This window comes from Mesobacterium pallidum (assembly GCF_019966535.1).
Taxonomy (GTDB): domain Bacteria; phylum Pseudomonadota; class Alphaproteobacteria; order Rhodobacterales; family Rhodobacteraceae; genus Mesobacterium; species Mesobacterium pallidum.
Genome location: NZ_JAIMID010000011.1, coordinates 70,562 through 88,828 on the forward strand (window position 1 = coordinate 70,562; position 18,267 = coordinate 88,828).

Genomic DNA, 18,267 nt, shown 5'->3' on the forward strand with positions numbered 1-18,267 from the left:
GTCAGTCCTTGTCGCGGTGGATCGAGACCGAGGTATCCTCGGCCCCCAGCGCCTTGGCCAGCGACTGGAACCGTGCCAGCGCGACCTCGCCGAAGAGCGGCGCGGCCCGTTCGGCCAGTTCCAGCTCCAGCACCTTTTTCTTGGGCCGCCAGCGCAGCTCGCCGGGGGCGGCATGGTCGGTCAGCCACATCATCGCGCCGAAACGCATGGCCTTGCCGACCACTTCGGCCTGGTGCACGTCCGCCGGGTCCAGCAGCCTGAAAAGCTCGGCATAGGGGGACCCGTCGCGGCTGTTGCGGTAGCGGTGCAGCAGCGACAGGCCCAGGTAGACGCGTTCGGAATGCTTCAGCCCGCCAAGGTTGGCGCGGGTGGCGTTGTCGAAGGTCACCTCGGCCCGGTAATCGGGGTGGGCGCGCCAGCTGACGTCATGCAGCAGGCAGGCGGCCTGGATGATGCGCTTGCGCTCGGGCCGGGCATGTCGGAACAGCGGCTCGATGAAGCGGTAGAGCACGCGGCCAAAGCCGGGGACGCGGGCGTCTTTCTGCTCGGCAAAGCGGCAGGCCTCGATCAGCGGGTCGCGGTCGCGCAGGTCCTGCGGCATCTTCTCGAACAGCAGCCCCTCGCGGATGCCGTAAGACGACACCGCGATCTCCTTGGGCGAAAAATGCCCGACCAGCACGCGCAGCACTTCCGACGCGAGCGGCACCAGCGACATCCGCGCGGTCGAGATCGAGCAGCGCAGGCGCAACTCCTCGAGGTCGTTCTTCTGGATGAACTTGATCGTCTCGCGGCAGGCCTTCACCGACATGCGGTATTCGTGCTGGACGTGCAGCGGGTAGCCGCGCCGTTCCATGTCGATCCGGGCGATGGCGCGCCAGGAGCCACCGACCAGGAACAGCCGGTCGTATTTCGGTTCGATCCGCGCCTGCAGCCCCTCGATCACGTCGCGGATGTACTTGGCGCGGGCCTTCTTGCCACCGGGAATGGCTTTTAGCTTGAGTGGCCCGAGGCCGGATGTGACACGCCGCCCGACCTCTCCGTTGCCGATCTCGGCCAGCTCCATCGACGAGCCGCCGATGTCGCAGACTAGGCCGCGCGCCTCGGGCCAGCCCAGCAGAACGCCCTGGGCCGACAGCCGCGCCTCCTCCTCACCGTCGATGACATGCAGGTGGAGGCCGGTCTTTGCCAGCACCTCGTCGCGGAATTCCTGCCCGTCTTCGGCGTCCCGTACGGCGGCAGTGGCGACGGCGGAAAGCGGCGCGATTCCAAGCCCTTCGGCGATGGTCTGAAAGCGGTGGATGGCCGACAGCGCGCGCACGCGGCCCTCGGGGTTCAACCGGCCGGTCTCTCCCAGGCCAGCCCCCAGCGCGGCCATGACCTTTTCGTTGAAGAAATAGGCGGGGCTGCGCGCGGCACCGTCGAACACCACCATCCGGACCGAGTTCGACCCGACGTCCAGCACGCCCACCCGGGCAAGGCGCCGTGCGGCGGGGTCGTCGTAAAGGGGCCGTCCGAACAGCTCCCAGTCGCGGTTCGCAACCTCGTTCATGGTGCAGCGTCTCACTTCCGGCTGGCCTTTGTCCGACCATGCGACAGCGGAGGGGCAGGGTCAATGCACCCCGCCGCCCGACCTTCGGTCAATCGTGGGTCAGTTTCGGCACGTCCCCGGCACCCGCCTTGCCGCGGCCCGACAGCGACGGGTTTTCCATGAAGAAACGGTGGCAGGAAAAGGCGAACTCCCCCTCGGCCAGGGGCGCGCGGGTGAAATGGCCGTCGGGCTTCATCACCCAGCTCTGCGCCACGTCGGCAAGGTTGGCGGCCATGATCTGTTCGACGATCTGCGCCTTGACCGTGGGGTTCGTCGCCTCGACCAGCGTCTCGACCCGGCGGTTGAGGTTGCGCCCCATCCAGTCGGCGGAGGACATGAACACCCGCGCCTCGGGCGAGGGCAGTCCATGGCCGTTGCCGAAACAGACGATGCGGCTGTGTTCAAGAAACCGCCCGACGATGGACTTGACGCGGATGTTCTCCGACAGGCCCCGGATGCCGGGCCGCAGCCCGCAGATGCCGCGGATCACGAGGTCGATGCGCACCCCCGCCTGGCTCGCCGCATAAAGCGCGTCGATCACCTGTGGCTCGATGATCGAGTTCATCTTGGCCCAGATCCGCGCCGGCCGCCCGGCGCGGGCATGCTCGGCCTCGGCCTCGATCAGCGCGATCAGCTTGGTCTTCATCATGTCGGGCGAGATCGACAGGTTCTCCAGCCCCTCGGGCTGGGCATAGCCGGACAGGAAGTTGAAGACCTTGGTGGCGTCGCGCCCCAGCGCCGCGTCACAGGTGAACAACGACAGGTCGGTGTAGATCCGCGCCGTGATCGGGTGGTAATTGCCGGTGCCGTAATGGGTGTAGGTGACCAGGTTGTCGCCCTCGCGCCGCACCACGGTCGAGATTTTCGCATGTGTTTTCAGGTCGATGAAGCCATAGACCACATGCGCGCCCGACCGTTCCAGCCGCCGCGACTGGCGGATGTTCGCGGCCTCGTCGAACCGCGCCTTCAGCTCGACCAGCGCGGTGACCGACTTGCCGTCCTCGGCCGCCTCGCACAGCGCCTCGACGATGGGCGAGTTCTTGGAGGTGCGGTAGAGCGTCTGCTTGATCGCCACCACGTCCGGGTCGCGGGCGGCCTGCTGCAGGAACCGGATCACCATCCCGAAGCTCTCGTAGGGGTGATGCAGCAGCATGTCCTTGCGGCGGATCGCGGCGAACATGTCGCCGTCGTGGTCGGTCACCCGTTCCGGCGTGCGGGGGGTAAAGCTGGGCCACAGCAGGTCTGGCCGGGCGTCGATCACCAGCTGGCCGACATCCGAGATGCCGATCATGCCGTCGACCTCGATGATCTCGTCGCCCTGCACGTGCAGCTCGCGTTCGATCACCTCGCGCAGGCGTTTGGGGGCGCCGGCGCTGATCTTCATGCGCACCACCTCGCCCCGGCGGCGGCGTTTCAGCGCGGTTTCGAATTCGCGCACCAGGTCCTCGGCCTCTTCCTCCAGTTCCAGGTCGCTGTCGCGCAGCACGCGAAAGGTGCAGTAGCCCTGCATCTCGTAGCCCGGGAAGAGCTTGGGCAGGTGCAGCAGCAACAGTTCCTCGAGCGGCAGGAAGCGGAAGCAGCCCGGATCGGAGGGCAGGGTGACGAAACGGTCGATCTGCGCCGGAATCGGCAGCAGCGCCTGCAGCGCACGGCTGTCGCGCTTGCGTTCCAGTTGCAGCGCCAGGCAGTAGCCGGTGTTCGGGATGAACGGGAACGGGTGCGCCGGGTCGATCGCCAGTGGCGAGAGCACCGGGAAGACCCGGTTGAGGAACACCTCTTCGAGATAGGGCAGGTCGTCCGCCTGCAGGTCGCCGCGCGCCAGGATCGACAGGTTCGCCGCCTCCATCTCGCAGCGCAGGCTGGTCAGCACCTCCTGCTGGCGCTCCATCAGGTCGCGGGCGTCGGCGTTGATCAGCACCAGCTGCTCGGCGGGCGAGAGCCCGTCGATGGCGGGGGTGGTGTTGCCGGCGCGGGCCAGTTCGCGCAGGCCGGCGACGCGGACGGTGTAGAATTCGTCGAGGTTGGTGGCCGAGATCGACAAAAAGCGCAGCCGTTCCAGCAGCGGCACGCGGGGGTTGTCCGCCTCTTCCAGCACCCGCCAGTTGAAGCCCAGCCAGCTGAGTTCCCGGTTGTGGAACCGGCCCGGCCCCTCGAGGTCGAGATCGGGCATCTCGGTCGGCGTGGGCAGGGGCGCCTTCAGGAAATCGGCCATCTGCACCTGGTGGCTCTCTTCGGTCGGTGCGTCGGGCGTCGCGTCCTTCATCGGGTCCTCGTGGGGTCTTGTGCGTGTGTCTGGCAGAGGCGCCGGGCCTCTGGGGCGTCATGCGACAGCCCCGTGACATCTGCATGACATTTCACCCGTTTTGGGCGGAATTGTCCAGCAATCGGCCCACGTAGGCGCGGGTCAATGGGCGCTTGTCCGCCATCGAGGCGGCGTCGAGCCGCGCGACCACCGATTGGGCAGAGGCAAAGCTGCGCTCGATCCGGGTCACGAGGTAGGCGATGACATCGGGCGGCGGGGCAAGTTGCTGATCGGCAAAGAGCTTGAGGATCACCGCGCCCAGCAGCGCGTCGTCGGGCGGGTTCAGCCCGACGGTCGGCGTGCCCTGCATCCGGCTGGCGAGGTCGGGCAGGGTCAGGCCCCAGAATGCCGGCTCGCCACGGCCCGTCACCAGCAGCGACTGGCCATTGGCCAGCACGAGGTTGTGCAGGTGAAAGAGCGTGCGCTGCGCCGCGCCGTCGCCGGCGATGGCGGGCACGTCCTCGATCGCGACGGGGCCGCTTGCCAGCGCGGGCACATCCGCCTCGGCCAGCGCGGCGGCCGGCACGATCCGCGCGCCGCTGGTGGCGGCCCAGACATGGGCGAGGTGGGTCTTGCCCGACCCCTCGGGTCCGATCAGCGCCAGCTTGTTGCCGGGCCAGCCCGGCCAGGTGCCGATCTGCGCCACGGCCACGGCATTGGCCGGCGAGACAAAGAAATCCTCGCGGCCCAGCGCCGGTTTCGCGGCGAGGTCGAATGTCAGTTGCCTTGGCATGGGATCACCCAGCCCGGTCCTGCGCGGCTTCTTCCTCTTCGGTCAGGCCCTTGTAGAGGCTGCTCGACCGGTACTGGTCGATGGCAAAGCGCACCAGCACGCCGATGGCGGCGGCAACCGGCACGGCGACCAGCATGCCCACGAAACCGAACAGCGCGCCAAAGACCGACAGGGCGAGGATCAGCCAGACCGGGTGCAGCCCGACGCTGTTGCCGACCAGCTTGGGCGTCAGCACGTTGCCCTCGATCAGCTGGCCGACCTGGAAGATGATGGCGACGGCGACGATCCAGTACCATTCGCCCCAGAACTGGAACAGCGCCAGCCCGATGGCGAGGCCGCCGCCAACGATGGCGCCGACATAGGGAATGAAGGTCAGCACACCCGCGATGACCCCGACGACCAACCCGAATTGCAACCCCACCAGCCACAGCGCCAGCGCGTAATAGCTGCCAAGGATCAGGCAGACCGTGCCCATGCCGCGGATGAAGCCTGCCAGCGTGCGGTCGATCTGCGACGCCAGGTGCCGGATCGTGTCCACGTGATCGCGCGGCAGCAGCGTGTCGACCCGCGCCACCATCCGGTCCCAGTCCAGCAGCAGGTAGACCGCCACCACGGGAGAGATCACGAACAGCATCAGCACGTTGAGGATCGACGCGGCCGAGCTGAGCGCGGTGTTGATCAGCTCGGCCCCGCGTTCCTTGATCGTGTCCCCGATCGAGGCGAGCGTCTCGCGGACCACGCCGCCGTCTTCCATCAGCTGCGGGAAATGGGTGTTCAGGAACTCGGGGATGCGACGGAAGAGCTGCGGCGCCAGCTCGATCAGCTGGCCGGTCTGGCGCACCAGCGAGGGCACGACCACGATGGCCAGCAGCACGAAGATGATGATCGCCGAGACGGTGATCGTCGCGGTCGCCATGGACCGGCTCAGCCCCGCGGCCTCGAGCCGGTCGGCAAGGGGGTCGAGGAAATAGGCGATGGCCGCGCCCAGCACGAAGGGCAACAGGATATCGCCGAGGAACCACAGCACCACGGCAAAGACCAGGGCCGCAATGCCCCAGTACCGCATCTGATCCCGGACGGGCAGCGCCATGGTCGTCTCCTCTTTCCGATGGTTGCTGTCTATGTCGCCTTTGCGCGTCGCCGTTTCAACCGAAAATGCCGGGGCGCGCGGGTGTCGCACCATCGACAGGGCCCCGGCTGCGGCGTATGGTGGCGCAATTGCGAAAGACCCTTGCGTGACCCAGGTTGACGATCCACACACACGGCCCCCGGGCCATGACGGCGGGGGGCCGCCCATTGCGCTGGGCGGCGCGGCCGGGATCGCCCCCGGGGACGTGGTGCACGAGATCCTCGCCATCGCCCATCTCGGCACGATCGAGGAGGTCTGGCAGCGCACAGCCGCCGCGCTGCGTCGCTATGGGTTCGTGCGCGTCAACTACGGATTTACCCGGTTCCGCACCGGGTTGGGGATCGGCGACCCGGATGACGCCTTCTTCCTGTCGACCCATGCGCTGGAAAAGGTCAAGGCGTTCCACGAAACGGGGCTCTACCTGCGCAGCGCCGATTACCGCTGGGTGCGCGAGAATGTCGGTGCCTGTCCCTGGGACTGGGTGACGCGCGAACGCGCGGCCGGGCGGCTGAGCCCCGAGGAAGAGCGCACCATGGACCAGCTGGGCGCGGGCCGGGGCCGGGCGGGGATGACGATCAGCTTTGCCGTGACCCTGCCGCGGTCCAAGGGGGCCATGGGTCTTGCCGCGCCGAAGGGCACCAGCCAGGACGAGGTCAACGCGCTGTGGCGGGCGCAGGGCGAGGCGATCGAGGCGCTGTGCAACTTTGCCCATCTCAAGCTGAGCCAGCTGCCGATGCCCGTCCCCTCGGGGCAATTGTCGGACCGGCAGCGCGAGATCCTGGAATGGATCGCGGACGGCAAGAGCCTTCAGGACGTCTGCGTGCTGACCGGGCTGTCGCTGTCCTCGGTCGAGAAACACCTGAGGCGCGCGCGCGATCTATTGGGGGTTGAAACGACCCCCCATGCGGTGGCAAAGGCATCGTTTCTCAACCAGCTTTTCGCACGAAATTCAGCGGGTTGAGGTGCATACCTCACGCTTTCGTGAGGTATGAGGATTCCCGCACTTTCGCCTGGTTAACGCGCACGTCATGGTCCGAATCGTTCCGGTCGGGGATGCGACCCGGGCGGGCGTGCGGTGGTGATTTCGGTAAATTGCCCGGCGCGAGCCTGGTCTGGCCCTTCACAGGGCTTGACGGCCGGGGCATCCAAGGGCGCGGTCGGCTGTCCCCAAAAGGCAGGCCGCGCCCGCTTTGTGCCCCGCGCGCGGGTCTTGCCCTTGCGGGCCGCATTCTCTAGGCAGGCGCAGGACCAGCCAATAGGACAGACCGGATGCGCCTTTCCCGCTATTTCCTTCCCGTTCTGAAAGAGACGCCCGCCGAGGCGCAGATCGTGTCGCACCGCTACATGCTGCGCGCCGGCATGATCAAGCAGGCCAGCGCCGGGATCTATTCCTGGCTGCCGCTGGGCTTCAAGGTGCTCAAGAACATCGAGAACATCGTGCACGAAGAGCAGCAGCGCGCGGGCCATATCCCGATGCTGATGCCGACGCTGCAATCGGCCGACCTGTGGCGCGAAAGCGGGCGCTATGACGCTTACGGCGCCGAGATGCTGCGCATCACCGACCGCCATGGCCGCGACATGCTCTACGGCCCGACGAACGAAGAGCTGATCACCGACATCTTCCGGTCGAACGTGACCAGCTACCGCGACCTGCCGCTGACGCTGTACCACATCCAGTGGAAGTTCCGCGACGAGATCCGCCCGCGCTTTGGCGTGATGCGGGGTCGCGAGTTCTACATGAAGGACGGCTACAACTTCGACCTCACGAAAGAGGACGCGCTGCACGCCTACAATCGGCACCTGGTCAGTTACCTGCGCACCTACGAACGCATGGGCCTTCAGGCCATCCCGATGCGCGCCGACGGCGGCCCGATCGGTGGCGATTACACCCATGAATTCCTGGTGCTGGCCGAAACGGGCGAGTCCGAGGTCTTTTACGACAGCGAGATCACCGATCTAAAGTTCGGCGACCGCGAGATCGACTACGACAGCGTCGAGCAGTGCCAGGCCGTGCTCGAGGAGTTCACCTCGCGCTATGCCCGCACGGACGAGACCCATGACGAGGCGGTGTTCAACCAGGTCCCCGAGGAGCGCCGCCGCACCGCGCGCGGCATCGAGGTCGGGCAGATCTTCTACTTCGGCACCAAGTATTCCGAGGCGATGAACGCGAACGTGCAGGGGCCGGACGGCAAGCCCGTCCCGGTCCACATGGGTAGCCACGGCATCGGCGTCAGCCGCCTGCTGGGCGCGATCATCGAGGCGAGCCATGACGACAAGGGCATCATCTGGCCCGAGGGCGTGACCCCGTTCCATGTCGGCATCGTCAACCTCAAGTCCGGCGATGCCGAGGCGGATGCGGCCTGCGACAAGCTTTACGCCGCCTTCACCGCCATCGGGCTCGAGCCGCTCTATGACGACACCAACGAACGCGCCGGTGGCAAATTCGCGACTATGGACCTGATCGGCCTGCCCTGGCGGATCACCGTGGGCCCGCGCGGCCTGAAGAACGGGGTGGTCGAACTGACCTCGCGCCGCACCGGCGAGAGCGAAGAGCTGCCGCCGGAAGAGGCGGTCAAGCGCATCGCCGGGATCTACGGCAAGCTCTGATCCGTCGCCAAGCGATGCAGACGGCCGGTCCCGCGCAAGCAGGGCCGGCTGTGCGCGTTTGATGGAAAGCCCGGGGCGTTTGCCGGAGGGTCGGCGCCTGTACAGGTCGCAGCAGGCACCATGTCCGCGCGTCTGAGGTAGCGACTGGGCTGGTGATCCACGTCGGCGGGCACGCGCTTGAGCGGCCCGGGGGCACCGGTTGACCAGACCTCCGCGTCTTCTGACGCCGGTTCAAGGGCGAGAAATAAATCATTGCCCTGAAACGGAAAACCCCCGCCCGGGTCGCGCCCGGACGGGGGTTTCCTGTCACTTGCGCCGGGCGTCAGCCCACGGCGCGGTCGTCGGGGCGAAAGCCGATGCGGTCCGACACGGTAAAGCGGCCGCCGTCGATCTTCTCGATCTTGCCCGACCGCAGCAGCTGGCCGAAGTGGCGCAGGCCATCCTCGCGGCTGAACTCGTCCACGCCGACCTGGCGCACCTTGGTCATCAGCTGCGGGCGCGAGAACTGCTCGCGGCCCTCGACAAAGCTCATGTAAGCGGCTGCGGCCTCCAGCAGGTCGGGCAGCTCGACCGCGCCCATCTCGCGGGCGAACTCGGTAAAGCTCTCGGCATCGCCGTCGTAGTCCGGCTCGTCCTGCACCAGGTCCATGACGCGGCGCGGCTGGACCGGATCGTGGGCCACGTCGATGCGCTGCTCGGCCACCAGCTTGAGCGGGGCGGGCCGCGCCGCCGGGGCGCGGGGCCGCTCGGCGGCGGTGTGTTCGGCCTGCGGGCGGCGCGGGCGCACCACCTCGGCCAGGTCGTCGCGATAGGCCTCGGTGCTGTCCTGGCCGCTGCCGTCGGTGTTCAGCCCCTTGTCGGCCTTGGTCGCGGCGACGGCGGCCCGCAGGTGCTGGATCGCGTTGCGGCGGCGGTTGCTTTCCGGCTCGGCCATCTGGGCCGTGGTCTCGTTCATCAGGCGCGAGACCGAGCCTTCCTCTTCGACCGGGCGGGCGGTCAGCATGGCGCGCCCTTCCGAGCCCATCTTGACCGTCTTGCGGGCCAGCTGGCGGATCTGCGCGGCCAGGCCGGATTCGCGCGGGGCCTCGTCCTCGGGGTCGGCGTCACTGCCAAGCCGGCTGCGCGCCGCTTCGAATTCGCGGTTCAGCTCGTCCTCGTCCAGCGGCTCGAGCGCGCGGGGGCGGGCGGTGGCGGCGTCGGGCCAGGCCTCGCCGTCCTCGTCGTCCTCGTCCGCGTCGAGGGCATCCCAGCCGGTCACCGCGGCCGTGTCCTCCTCGTCCTCGTCGTCATCCCAGCCGGTCAGGCGGTCCGCCTCGGCGCCGTCTGCGGCCGCGTCACCCTCGTCGTCGTAGTCCAGCAGGTCCGCGCCGGTCAGGATCCGCGGCCCGTTGGGGTCGTCCATCGCGGCGACGGCGTCATCCTGGTCGTCGTCATATGCCTCGTCCCAGGCCGCGACGGCGGCGGTCCGGTCTTCCTCGACGGCCTCCTCGTCCTCGTCCTCGTCGGCCTCGTCCCAGGCGGTGACGGCGTCTTCGTCCTCAGAGGTGTCGATGGAGTCGTCGTCCTCGTCCCACGCGGTGATCGCGCCCTTGTCCTCCAAGGTGGCGACGGCCTCGTCATACTCCTCGTCGTACTCGTCATCGAACGCGCTCTCGGTCCCGGCGGCGGCTTCCCAGGCGGCATCGGCCGAGCTTTCGTCCGTGTCCTCGCCTGCGTCTTCGTCCTGGGCGTCCGGGTCGCCTTTGAACTCGAACTCGATGTCGGCCAGCTCCTGTGCCAGCTCGGCCTCGTCCTCGTCCGACAGCGAGCTGCCGGACCAGCCCTGGGCCGCCGGCCGCGTGGTCTCGGCGACCGCCTCTTCGCTGTCGTCCTCGGCCACTTCCTCGACGGCGCCGGCTGCGACCGCGCGCTCGAAATGGGCCTTGGTCACCTTGATGACGCGGGCGCGGGGGCGGGCGGGGGCGGCAGGTTCGGCCGGGGCAGCGTCCAGCTCGGGGTCGGCCAGCAGGCCGGTTTCCGCAGTCGGGGCGGTCGGGTCCTCTTCGGCCAGCTCGAGGGTCTCGCGCGCGACCAGGTCGGCCAGCGTGTCGCCGTCATCCTCGGCCTCAAGCTCGGCAGCGGGTGCATCGTCGAACTCGGGATCGTCCAGCAGGCCGGTTTCCGTCGTGGCGACGGTCGGGTCCTCTTCGGCAAGCGCGAGGGGCTCGTGGGCGACCAGGTCGGCCAGCGTCTCTTCCTCGTCCCGGTCCGCGACCTCGGCAGTCTCGTCCTCGAACCCGGGGGCCTCGGCGGTCTCTTCCGCGTCGAAGGACAGCGCCTCCTCGGTCTCGTCCTCGTCGAACGTCAGGGCGTCCTCTTCGTCGGTCTCGGCAAAGGTCGCGTCAAAGCTGAGCGTGTCAGCCTCGTCCTCCTCGTCGAAGAGCGCAGGATCAAGCGTCACCGACACCGGCGCGTCCTCTTCGACCTCGGCGGTGTCGTCCTCGGCGAAAAGCGCGGGGTCGAACGTCAGCGGGGCGGTGGCGGTCTCTTCGCCGTCGCTTTCATCGGTCTCGTCCTCGTAGGCCTCCACGGCCAGCGCCTCGGCGGCGGTCAACTCGGGGCCGGTGTCCGCCTCCAGCGCGGCGTCGATCTCGCGGGCCGTCTGGGCCAGGAAATCGTCGGCATGTTCGTCCTCCGAGTAAGCCGGAGCAGGGGGCTCAGACTCGGAGGTGCCCTTTGAGACAACGTCGCGGATGCGTTGCAGCTTGGCCGCGACCGACTCTTCCTCGGTCTCGGGGGCCTCTGCCGCGTCATCCTCGTAGACGCTGTCCTCGGCGTCGATGATCGGATCATCGGTGCCGAAGGGCGGTGTTTCATCGGTGGCGGCGGGGGCCGCCTCGGGCTGCGGGGCGATCCCGCGGGTCAGGGCCTGCACGGCGGCCACGGCCGACAGGGCCGGAGCCTCTGCGGCGACCTTGGGCGCGGTCTCTGCGACGGGTTCGGGCGCGGCGACGGGTTCGGTGGCGGGCGCGGCTTCCGCTTCCGGCGTGGCCTCGGCGGGCGCCTCGGGCGCTTCCGACGCGGCCGAAGTCACAGCCGCCCCTGTCGCGGCGGCAGCCTTTGCGACGGGGGCGGCGACTTCTTCCTGCGTGGCAGCGCGGAGAAGGTAGGAGCCGTTGTCCTGCATGCGCGCCTCGACCCGACGCGAGATCTCGCGCTCGGCGATGCGGGCCAGCATCTCGGCATCGGGGGTCGGCGGTTCGGCGCCGAAGTAGCGGTCATCGGCCGCCAGGTCGCGGAAATACTCCGCAATGGCTTTCATGGTATCGAAGGAATCGTCGAACCCTTCGAGGGTGCACGAAAACGTTCCGTAGGATACCGTGAGGATCTTACTTGTACCAACCATCGCGTTGCTCGCTTTCCGTCTGTATCCGGTTCATGCCATTTACCAAGGACCTGTCGTCAATACGTGAACGATTCTATGCAAAGCAGCGTATCATTTCGTGACTTCATTGTGTCCTTTGTCCCAAGGCAGGGATAATTGGCGATGAACGCTCCGATTGTTCTTTCTGCGGAACCTGTCGCCCTCGTGGGAGGAGGGGATTGTTCGCCGCACGACCTTGCGTTGATCGCCGGCCGGGTGTCGGATTTCGTCGCCGCGGACAGCGGGGCCGAGTCGCTCTTAACCAACAATCTGCCCATTCGCGCGGTCTTTGGCGACATGGATTCTATTCCGGCCCCGGTACGCGCGGCAGTGCCCGAGGGGCGCCTGCACGAGATCGAAGAACAGGATAGCACGGATTTCGACAAGTGTCTGCGCCACGTGGAGGCACCGTTGATCCTCGCGGCCGGCTTCCTGGGCGCGCGGATCGATCACCAGATGGCGGCGCAGACCACCTTGGTGCGCCACCCGCACAAGCGCTGCGTGCTGCTGGGGGCGCATGATATCGTCTTCCTCGCGCCGCCCCGGATCTCGCTGGCGCTGGAGCCGGGCAGCCGGGTGTCACTGTTTCCGATGGGGCCGGTGACGGGGCGGTCGACCGGGCTCGACTGGCCCATCGACGGGCTGGAGTTCGCGCCCGATGGCCGGATCGGCACGTCGAACCGGACGGCGGGCGGGGCGGTGACGCTGGCGTTCGACGCGCCCCGGATGCTGGTCATTCTGCCACGGGCGGCGCTGGACGCGACGCAAGCGGGGCTGACAGCTGCGCCCGCGCGATGGCCTGCTCCCTGAACAGGACATAAAGCCCGGCGCCGATGGTGATGACGATGCCAAGGGCTGCCAGCCCGTTCGGCAGGTCCTGGAAGATCACCAGGCCGAGGATCGTGGCAATCGGGATCTCGAGGTACTGCATCGGCGCCAGCGTGGCCCCGGGGGCGTAGCGCAGCGACCAGGTCATCATCAGGTGCGCCAGTGTGCCCACCGCGCCGATGCCGAAGAGCAGCGCCCATTCCCCGGCATCGGGCGCCTGGAAGGTGAAGTTCGGCAGGCCGATCCGGTGCGTGACCAGCAGCACGGGCGTCAGCAGCACCGTCGCCATCACGCCGTTGACGGCCTGCAGGCCCACCGGGTCGGTTTCCTTGGCGATCATCCGCGTGATCAGCATGAAGACCGAGAAATTCACCGCCACCCCCAGCGGCCAGAGCGCGGGCCAACCGACCTCGGAAAAGCTCGGCTGGATCACCAGGAGCGTGCCGATGAACCCGACCGTGCAGGCGATCAGGCGGCGGGGGCCGACCTCTTCGCCCAGCACCAAGTTGCCCAGGAGCAGGTTGATGAACGGCAGCACAAAGGCGATGGCCACGGCGTCGGCCAGCGGCAGGTATTGCAGTGCCGTGAACATCATGCCGATGCCGAGGATATGCAGCAGCGTGCGCAGCGCGGCCAGGCGCAGCACCCGGCCGGACATGCGCCAGGGCAGGCGGGCCAGCCCCACCAGCGGCACCAGCAGCAGCGCCTGGAGGCCAAAGCGCACAAGCAGGAGTTGACCCAAGGGAAGGCTTTCGCCCAGCAACTTGGCCAGGGCATCGCCCATGGGCGCGAGAATACAGAAGGCACCCATCAAAAGGATGCCGAGAACGGGGCGGTCACCTTGCATGGCGCAACCTAAGACACGAAACTTTCCGTCACGCAATCCTTGGTTGATCTGTCCTAAGGTAAACCGCACGCAAGCTGTGCGGCACCGGGTCAGCAGTTCGGCACGTTGACGGCAAGCCCGCCCAGCGAGGTCTCCTTGTACTTCTCGCTCATGTCCTGGCCGGTCTGGCGCATGGTCTCGATGCAGGCGTCGAGCGGAACGAAGTGGCTGCCGTCGCCGCGCAGCGACAGGCTGGCCGCGCTGACCGCCTTGATCGCGCCGACGCCGTTGCGCTCGATGCAGGGCACCTGGACAAGGCCGCGGACCGGATCGCAGGTCATGCCAAGGTGATGTTCCAGCGCGATCTCGGCCGCGTTCTCGATCTGCTCGGGCGTGCCGCCCATCACCGCGCACAGCCCGGCGGCGGCCATGGCCGAGGCGCTGCCGACCTCGGCCTGGCAGCCGGCCTCGGCGCCCGAGATGGAGGCGTTGTACTTGATCAGCCCGCCGATGGCCGAGGCGGTCAGCAGGAATTCGGGCACCCGCCGCTCGGTCGCGCCGGGCACGTGGTCGAGCCAGTAGCGGATGACCGCCGGGACCACGCCGGCCGCGCCGTTGGTGGGGGCGGTGACGACCTGGCCCCCGGCGGCGTTCTCCTCGTTCACGGCCATGGCGTAGCAGCCGATCCAGTCGTTGATGACATGCGGCGCCTGCATGTTCATGCCGCGCTCGGCCTGCAATTCGTTGTACATCCTGGGCGCGCGGCGCTTGACGTTCAGCCCGCCGGGCAGGGTGGTGGCGTCGGAGGTCAGCCCCCGGTCGATGCAATCGCGCATGACCTGCCAGATTCGCGCCACGCCGGTGTCGAGGTCGCGTCCGCCGCGCGAGCGCTCGTTGGCCTCCTTCATCTGCGCGATGGACTTGCCCGAGGCCTTCGCCATCTCGAGCATCTGCGCCGCGTTGTGGAAGGGGAACGGGATCGCCGGGCCGGTGTCGGTGTCGCGGCCGGCGGCCAGTTCCGCCTCGGTCAGCACGAAACCGCCGCCGATGGAGTAGTATGTCTCTTGCAGGATCACGTCGCCCTGCGCGTCCCGCGCCAGCAGGATCATGCCGTTGGCATGGCCGGGCAGGGCCTTGTCGTAGTCAAAGCGCAGGTCCGTCTTGGGGTCGAAGGCCATGGCGTGCAGCCCGGGCGGGGTGACGGTGCCGGTGGCGTGGATCTCGGCCAGCACCGCCTCGGCCTTGTCATTGTCGTAGTCTTCCGGCGTGAATCCGGCGAGGCCGAGGATCGTCGCCCGGTCGGTGGCATGCCCGACCCCGGTGAAGGCCAGCGAACCGTGCAGGCTGCCCCCCAGCGCGGCCACGTCGAAGGGAGCGGCGCGCACCGCGTCGAGGAACCGCGCGGCGGCCACCATGGGCCCCATGGTGTGCGAGGACGACGGGCCGATGCCCACCTTGAACATGTCGAAGACCGAAAGGAACATGGCGTCTCCTGTTGCGCGTGTCTGATTTCGCCATCTCACGGGGCGGTGCGGGGCAGGTGCTCGAAAACGACATTCCCGGCATCGGAACGGACGTCGGGCGTCTTTCAGGCCTTTTCGGCGATCCAGACGAAATGCGTGATGCTGAAAAAGAAGGCGCCGCGCGCCGCCAGCTCTTCCTGTTCGGCCAGCCAGGCCTCTATCAGCGCCTCGGGCAGCAGGTCGTTCTGGCGGATGTAGGCGGGCAGCAGGAGCGACATCATCCGCGTCAGGCCATCGGGCCGGAAGTGCGTGTCGACGAAGGTCAGCGGCCGGCAGTCCATCGGCCGGAAACCGGCCGCGACGAGGGCCGGCGCCAGGCGTTCGGGCAGATCGCGATGGGCCAGGTGCGTATCGTAGGCGCCGAGCACCTGCGCCATGCGGGCCGGGTTCTCGCTGTGCCAGCAGCCCGAGCCGAAATGCATGTCGCCGATGACCAGACGGCCGCCGGGGCGCAGGATCCTGTGCAGCTCCGACAGGGGCGGGGCGAGGTCGGTGAAGTACTCGAAGCACTGGACGGATACGGCTCGGTCCACGCTGCCCGGGGCGAGCCCGGTGGCATCGGCCGGGGCCTCGATGAGCGCGACCTGGGGAAGTGCGGCGCAGGAGGCCCGCGCCCGCACCAGCATGGCGGGCGAGAGGTCCAGCCCGATCGCCCGGCCCGTCGGGCCGACGGCGCGCGCAAGGTCGAGCGTCAACAGGCCCGTCCCGCAACCGAGATCGAGCACCGTCTCGCCCGGGCGGGCCCCCAGCGCGTCGAAATTGGCCCGCCGCCGCGCGACGAAGTCGGCGCCGTGGTAGGCCGTCTCGAGAAGGGCCGTGGTGGCTGCGTCGAATGTCAGCATGGCAAGGCATCGTCCTGTCCGGGGCGGCGCCAGCGTAACACAGGGCGGCCGGATTGTCGCGCATTCGAGCCGTTTTGCCCCCTCGCGCGGGGAGGCAAAGCTGCGTATAACACAGCCAATTCTGTTTCGGAGTTTTGTCATGCCCGGAGAGCTGTCGCCCATCGACAAGGCCAAGTTCGTGGCCGCCAAGCGCGCGGCGCAATTCGTCGAGGACGGGATGCGCGTGGGCCTCGGGACGGGATCGACGGCGGCCTGGCTGGTGCGCTGCCTTGGCGAGATGGTGCGCGAGGACGGGCTGAAGTTCCGCGGCGTGCCGACCTCGACCCGGACGGCGCAGCTGGCCCGCGAGGTGGGGATCGAAGTGATCTCTCTCGACGAGGCGAAATGGCTCGACATCACGATCGACGGGGCGGACGAGTTCGACGGTGACCTGAACCTCGTCAAGGGCGGCGGCGGGGCGCTGCTGCAGGAAAAGATCGTGGCGACCGCGAGCGACCAGATGGTGGTGATTGCCGATGCGGCCAAGGAGGTCGAGCACCTGGGCGCCTTCCCCCTGCCGGTCGAGGTGATCCCCTTCGGCTGGCAGACCACGCGGGCGCTGCTCGAGGAAACGCTGATCTCGGTCGATGTGCTGGGCCGGGACGTGACGCTGCGGATGAACGGCGACGCGGCCTTTGTCACGGACGAAGGCAATTACATCCTCGACCTGCACCTCGGTCGCATCGGCAACCCGCGCCAGCTGGCGCTGGTGCTGAACCAGCTGCCGGGCGTGGTCGAGAACGGGCTCTTCATCGACATCTGCGATTCCGTTGTGGTCGGCTACGGCAACGGCCGGGTCGACGTGCGCGACATCAACTCCGGCACGGTCGAGACCGAGCGGCTGGATTTCGTGGAAAACGACAACCTCTTTTCAGACCTCGACGACTGACCGACCCCCGAAAAGTCTTCTGACGAAGACTTTTCGGCCACCGCGCACCAAGCGTCGGGCCGGGGGCGCCGCAATATTCTTCGTCAGAAGAATATTGCGGGAACACACAGGTCCCGTGGCCCGTGCCGGTCTGGCCTTTCCGCGCGCGGCGTGAAATACCGTGCGCGACCAAAGCAAGAGGCGGATCACATGAGCGATTTCGACTACGATCTCTTTGTCATCGGCGGTGGCTCGGGCGGGGTGCGCGCCGCGCGCGTCGCAGCCGGCGAGACCGGGGCCAAGGTGGGCCTGGCCGAGGAAAGCCGTTACGGCGGCACCTGCGTGATCCGCGGCTGCGTGCCGAAGAAGCTCATGGTCTTCGCCTCCGAGTACCCGATGCGCGTGGACGAGGCGCAGGCTTACGGCTGGGACGCGCAGATCGGCGATTTCGACTGGGGCCGGTTCCGGAACAACCTCGAGGGCGAGTTGGACCGGCTCGAGGGCATCTACCGCAAGCTGCTGGCGAACTCCGGCGTCGAGACCTTCGACACCCGCGCCAAGCTGCTCGATGCCCACACGGTCGAATTCCTTGACGGCACGCGCAAGACCGCCAAGCACATCCTGATCGCCGTGGGCGGCTGGCCGGTGAAGGCTGATGTAAAAGGCGCCGAACTGGCCATCACCTCGAACGAGGTCTTCCACATGGAGACCCTGCCCAAGTCGATCCTGATCCTGGGCGGCGGCTACATCGCCTGCGAGTTCGCCTGCATTCTCAACGGTCTGGGCGTGAAGGTCACGCAGTATTACCGCGGCGCCCAGATCCTGCGCGGCTTTGATGACGAGGCGCGCGGCCTTGTCGCCGAAGAGATGAAGCAGCAGGGCATCGAGATCCACACCGGCACCAATATCCTCGAGATGGAAAAGGTCGAGGGCGGCATCAAGGTCAAGGCCACCAACGGGACCGAGCAGGTGTTCGACGAGGTGATGTTCGCCACCGGCCGTTCGCCCAACACCACCGGGCTGGGCCTCGAGGAGGTCGGCGTCAAGACCGGCCGCCGTGGAGAGATCGTGGTGGACGACTACAGCCAGACCTCCGTGCCGTCGGTCTATGCCATCGGCGACGTGACCGACCGGCTGCAGCTGACCCCGGTCGCGATCCGCGAGGGGATGGCCTTTGTCGAGACGGTGTTCAAGGGCAACGCCACCCCGGTCGATCATGACCTGGTGCCGACCGCGATCTTCACCCGGCCCGAGATGGGCACGATCGGCATGACCGAGGAACAGGCCCGCGACGAGCGCCCGATCGAGGTCTACTCGACCTCGTTCCGGCCCATGCAGACCAGTTTCATCGGCAAGTCCGAGCGGGTGATGATGAAGCTCATCGTCTGCGCCGAGACGCGCCGCGTCCTGGGCTGTCACATCGTCGCACCGCAGGCGGGCGAGATGATCCAGCTGGCCGGCGTGGCCGTAAAGATGGGCGCCACAAAGGAGGATTTCGACCGGACCTGCGCGGTGCACCCGACGATGGCCGAAGAGATCGTGACCATGAAGAACCCCGTCCGCACCGCGTGACGGTTGA

13 protein-coding genes are annotated in these 18,267 nt (G+C 67.8%); 5 read left to right on the forward strand and 8 right to left on the reverse strand.

What is annotated here, in order from left to right; translation table 11 throughout:
* Position 1: 1 nt before the first annotated feature.
* The 4 genes from MF270_RS16445 to MF270_RS16460 all read right to left on the reverse strand — a co-directional run bounded on the left by MF270_RS16445 (position 2) and on the right by MF270_RS16460 (position 5,713).
* Positions 2-1,549, reverse strand: coding sequence for a Ppx/GppA family phosphatase (locus MF270_RS16445; RefSeq protein ID WP_238366998.1), 1,548 nt, complete (start codon positions 1,547-1,549; stop codon positions 2-4).
* An 88-nt stretch (positions 1,550-1,637) separates the two neighbouring features.
* On the reverse strand, positions 1,638-3,851 hold the full coding sequence (locus tag MF270_RS16450) for an RNA degradosome polyphosphate kinase (protein WP_238366999.1): 2,214 nt from the start codon (positions 3,849-3,851) through the stop codon (positions 1,638-1,640).
* Positions 3,852-3,942: 91 nt separating this feature from the next.
* Positions 3,943-4,623 carry an HdaA/DnaA family protein gene (locus MF270_RS16455; protein WP_238367000.1) on the reverse strand — a complete coding sequence of 227 codons (681 nt, stop codon included), beginning with the start codon at positions 4,621-4,623 and terminating at the stop codon, positions 3,943-3,945.
* A gap of 4 nt (positions 4,624-4,627) precedes the next feature.
* On the reverse strand, positions 4,628-5,713 hold the full coding sequence (locus MF270_RS16460; RefSeq protein ID WP_238367001.1) for an AI-2E family transporter: 1,086 nt from the start codon (positions 5,711-5,713) through the stop codon (positions 4,628-4,630).
* A 145-nt stretch (positions 5,714-5,858) separates the two neighbouring features.
* Here MF270_RS16460 and MF270_RS16465 point away from each other — a divergent pair, with 145 nt between their 5' ends.
* Together MF270_RS16465 and proS are read left to right on the forward strand one after the other, a co-directional pair.
* Positions 5,859-6,713: a helix-turn-helix transcriptional regulator gene (locus MF270_RS16465; protein ID WP_238367002.1), complete on the forward strand. Its 855-nt coding sequence runs from the start codon at positions 5,859-5,861 to the stop codon at positions 6,711-6,713.
* A 308-nt stretch (positions 6,714-7,021) separates the two neighbouring features.
* Positions 7,022-8,359, forward strand: a complete 1,338-nt coding sequence (gene proS / locus MF270_RS16470) for a proline--tRNA ligase (RefSeq protein WP_238367003.1) — start codon at positions 7,022-7,024, stop codon at positions 8,357-8,359.
* Between the two features lie 322 nt (positions 8,360-8,681).
* On the opposite strand, the gene MF270_RS16475 is transcribed toward proS, so the two are convergent.
* On the reverse strand, positions 8,682-11,660 hold the full coding sequence (locus tag MF270_RS16475) for a hypothetical protein (RefSeq protein ID WP_238367004.1): 2,979 nt from the start codon (positions 11,658-11,660) through the stop codon (positions 8,682-8,684).
* 225 nt (positions 11,661-11,885) lie between these two features.
* On the opposite strand from MF270_RS16475, the gene MF270_RS16480 reads away from it, so the two are divergent.
* On the forward strand, positions 11,886-12,572 hold the full coding sequence (locus MF270_RS16480; RefSeq protein WP_238367005.1) for a thiamine diphosphokinase: 687 nt from the start codon (positions 11,886-11,888) through the stop codon (positions 12,570-12,572).
* Here the strand turns inward: MF270_RS16480 and MF270_RS16485 are convergent.
* From MF270_RS16485 to MF270_RS16495, 3 genes are all read right to left on the reverse strand, one after another.
* On the reverse strand, positions 12,496-13,437 hold the full coding sequence (locus MF270_RS16485; RefSeq protein WP_238367006.1) for a DMT family transporter: 942 nt from the start codon (positions 13,435-13,437) through the stop codon (positions 12,496-12,498). The genes MF270_RS16480 and MF270_RS16485 overlap by 77 nt on opposite strands.
* Positions 13,438-13,526: 89 nt before the next feature.
* Positions 13,527-14,900 (reverse strand): L-serine ammonia-lyase, encoded by a 1,374-nt coding sequence (locus tag MF270_RS16490; protein ID WP_238367007.1) that lies wholly within the window; start codon positions 14,898-14,900, stop codon positions 13,527-13,529.
* Between the two features lie 104 nt (positions 14,901-15,004).
* On the reverse strand, positions 15,005-15,781 hold the full coding sequence (locus MF270_RS16495; RefSeq protein WP_238367008.1) for a methyltransferase domain-containing protein: 777 nt from the start codon (positions 15,779-15,781) through the stop codon (positions 15,005-15,007).
* Between the two features lie 139 nt (positions 15,782-15,920).
* Here MF270_RS16495 and rpiA point away from each other — a divergent pair, with 139 nt between their 5' ends.
* Positions 15,921-16,709: a ribose-5-phosphate isomerase RpiA gene (gene rpiA / locus MF270_RS16500; protein ID WP_238367009.1), complete on the forward strand. Its 789-nt coding sequence runs from the start codon at positions 15,921-15,923 to the stop codon at positions 16,707-16,709.
* A gap of 189 nt (positions 16,710-16,898) precedes the next feature.
* On the forward strand, positions 16,899-18,260 hold the full coding sequence (gene gor / locus MF270_RS16505) for a glutathione-disulfide reductase (RefSeq protein WP_238367010.1): 1,362 nt from the start codon (positions 16,899-16,901) through the stop codon (positions 18,258-18,260).
* The last annotated feature ends 7 nt before the right edge of the window (positions 18,261-18,267 follow it).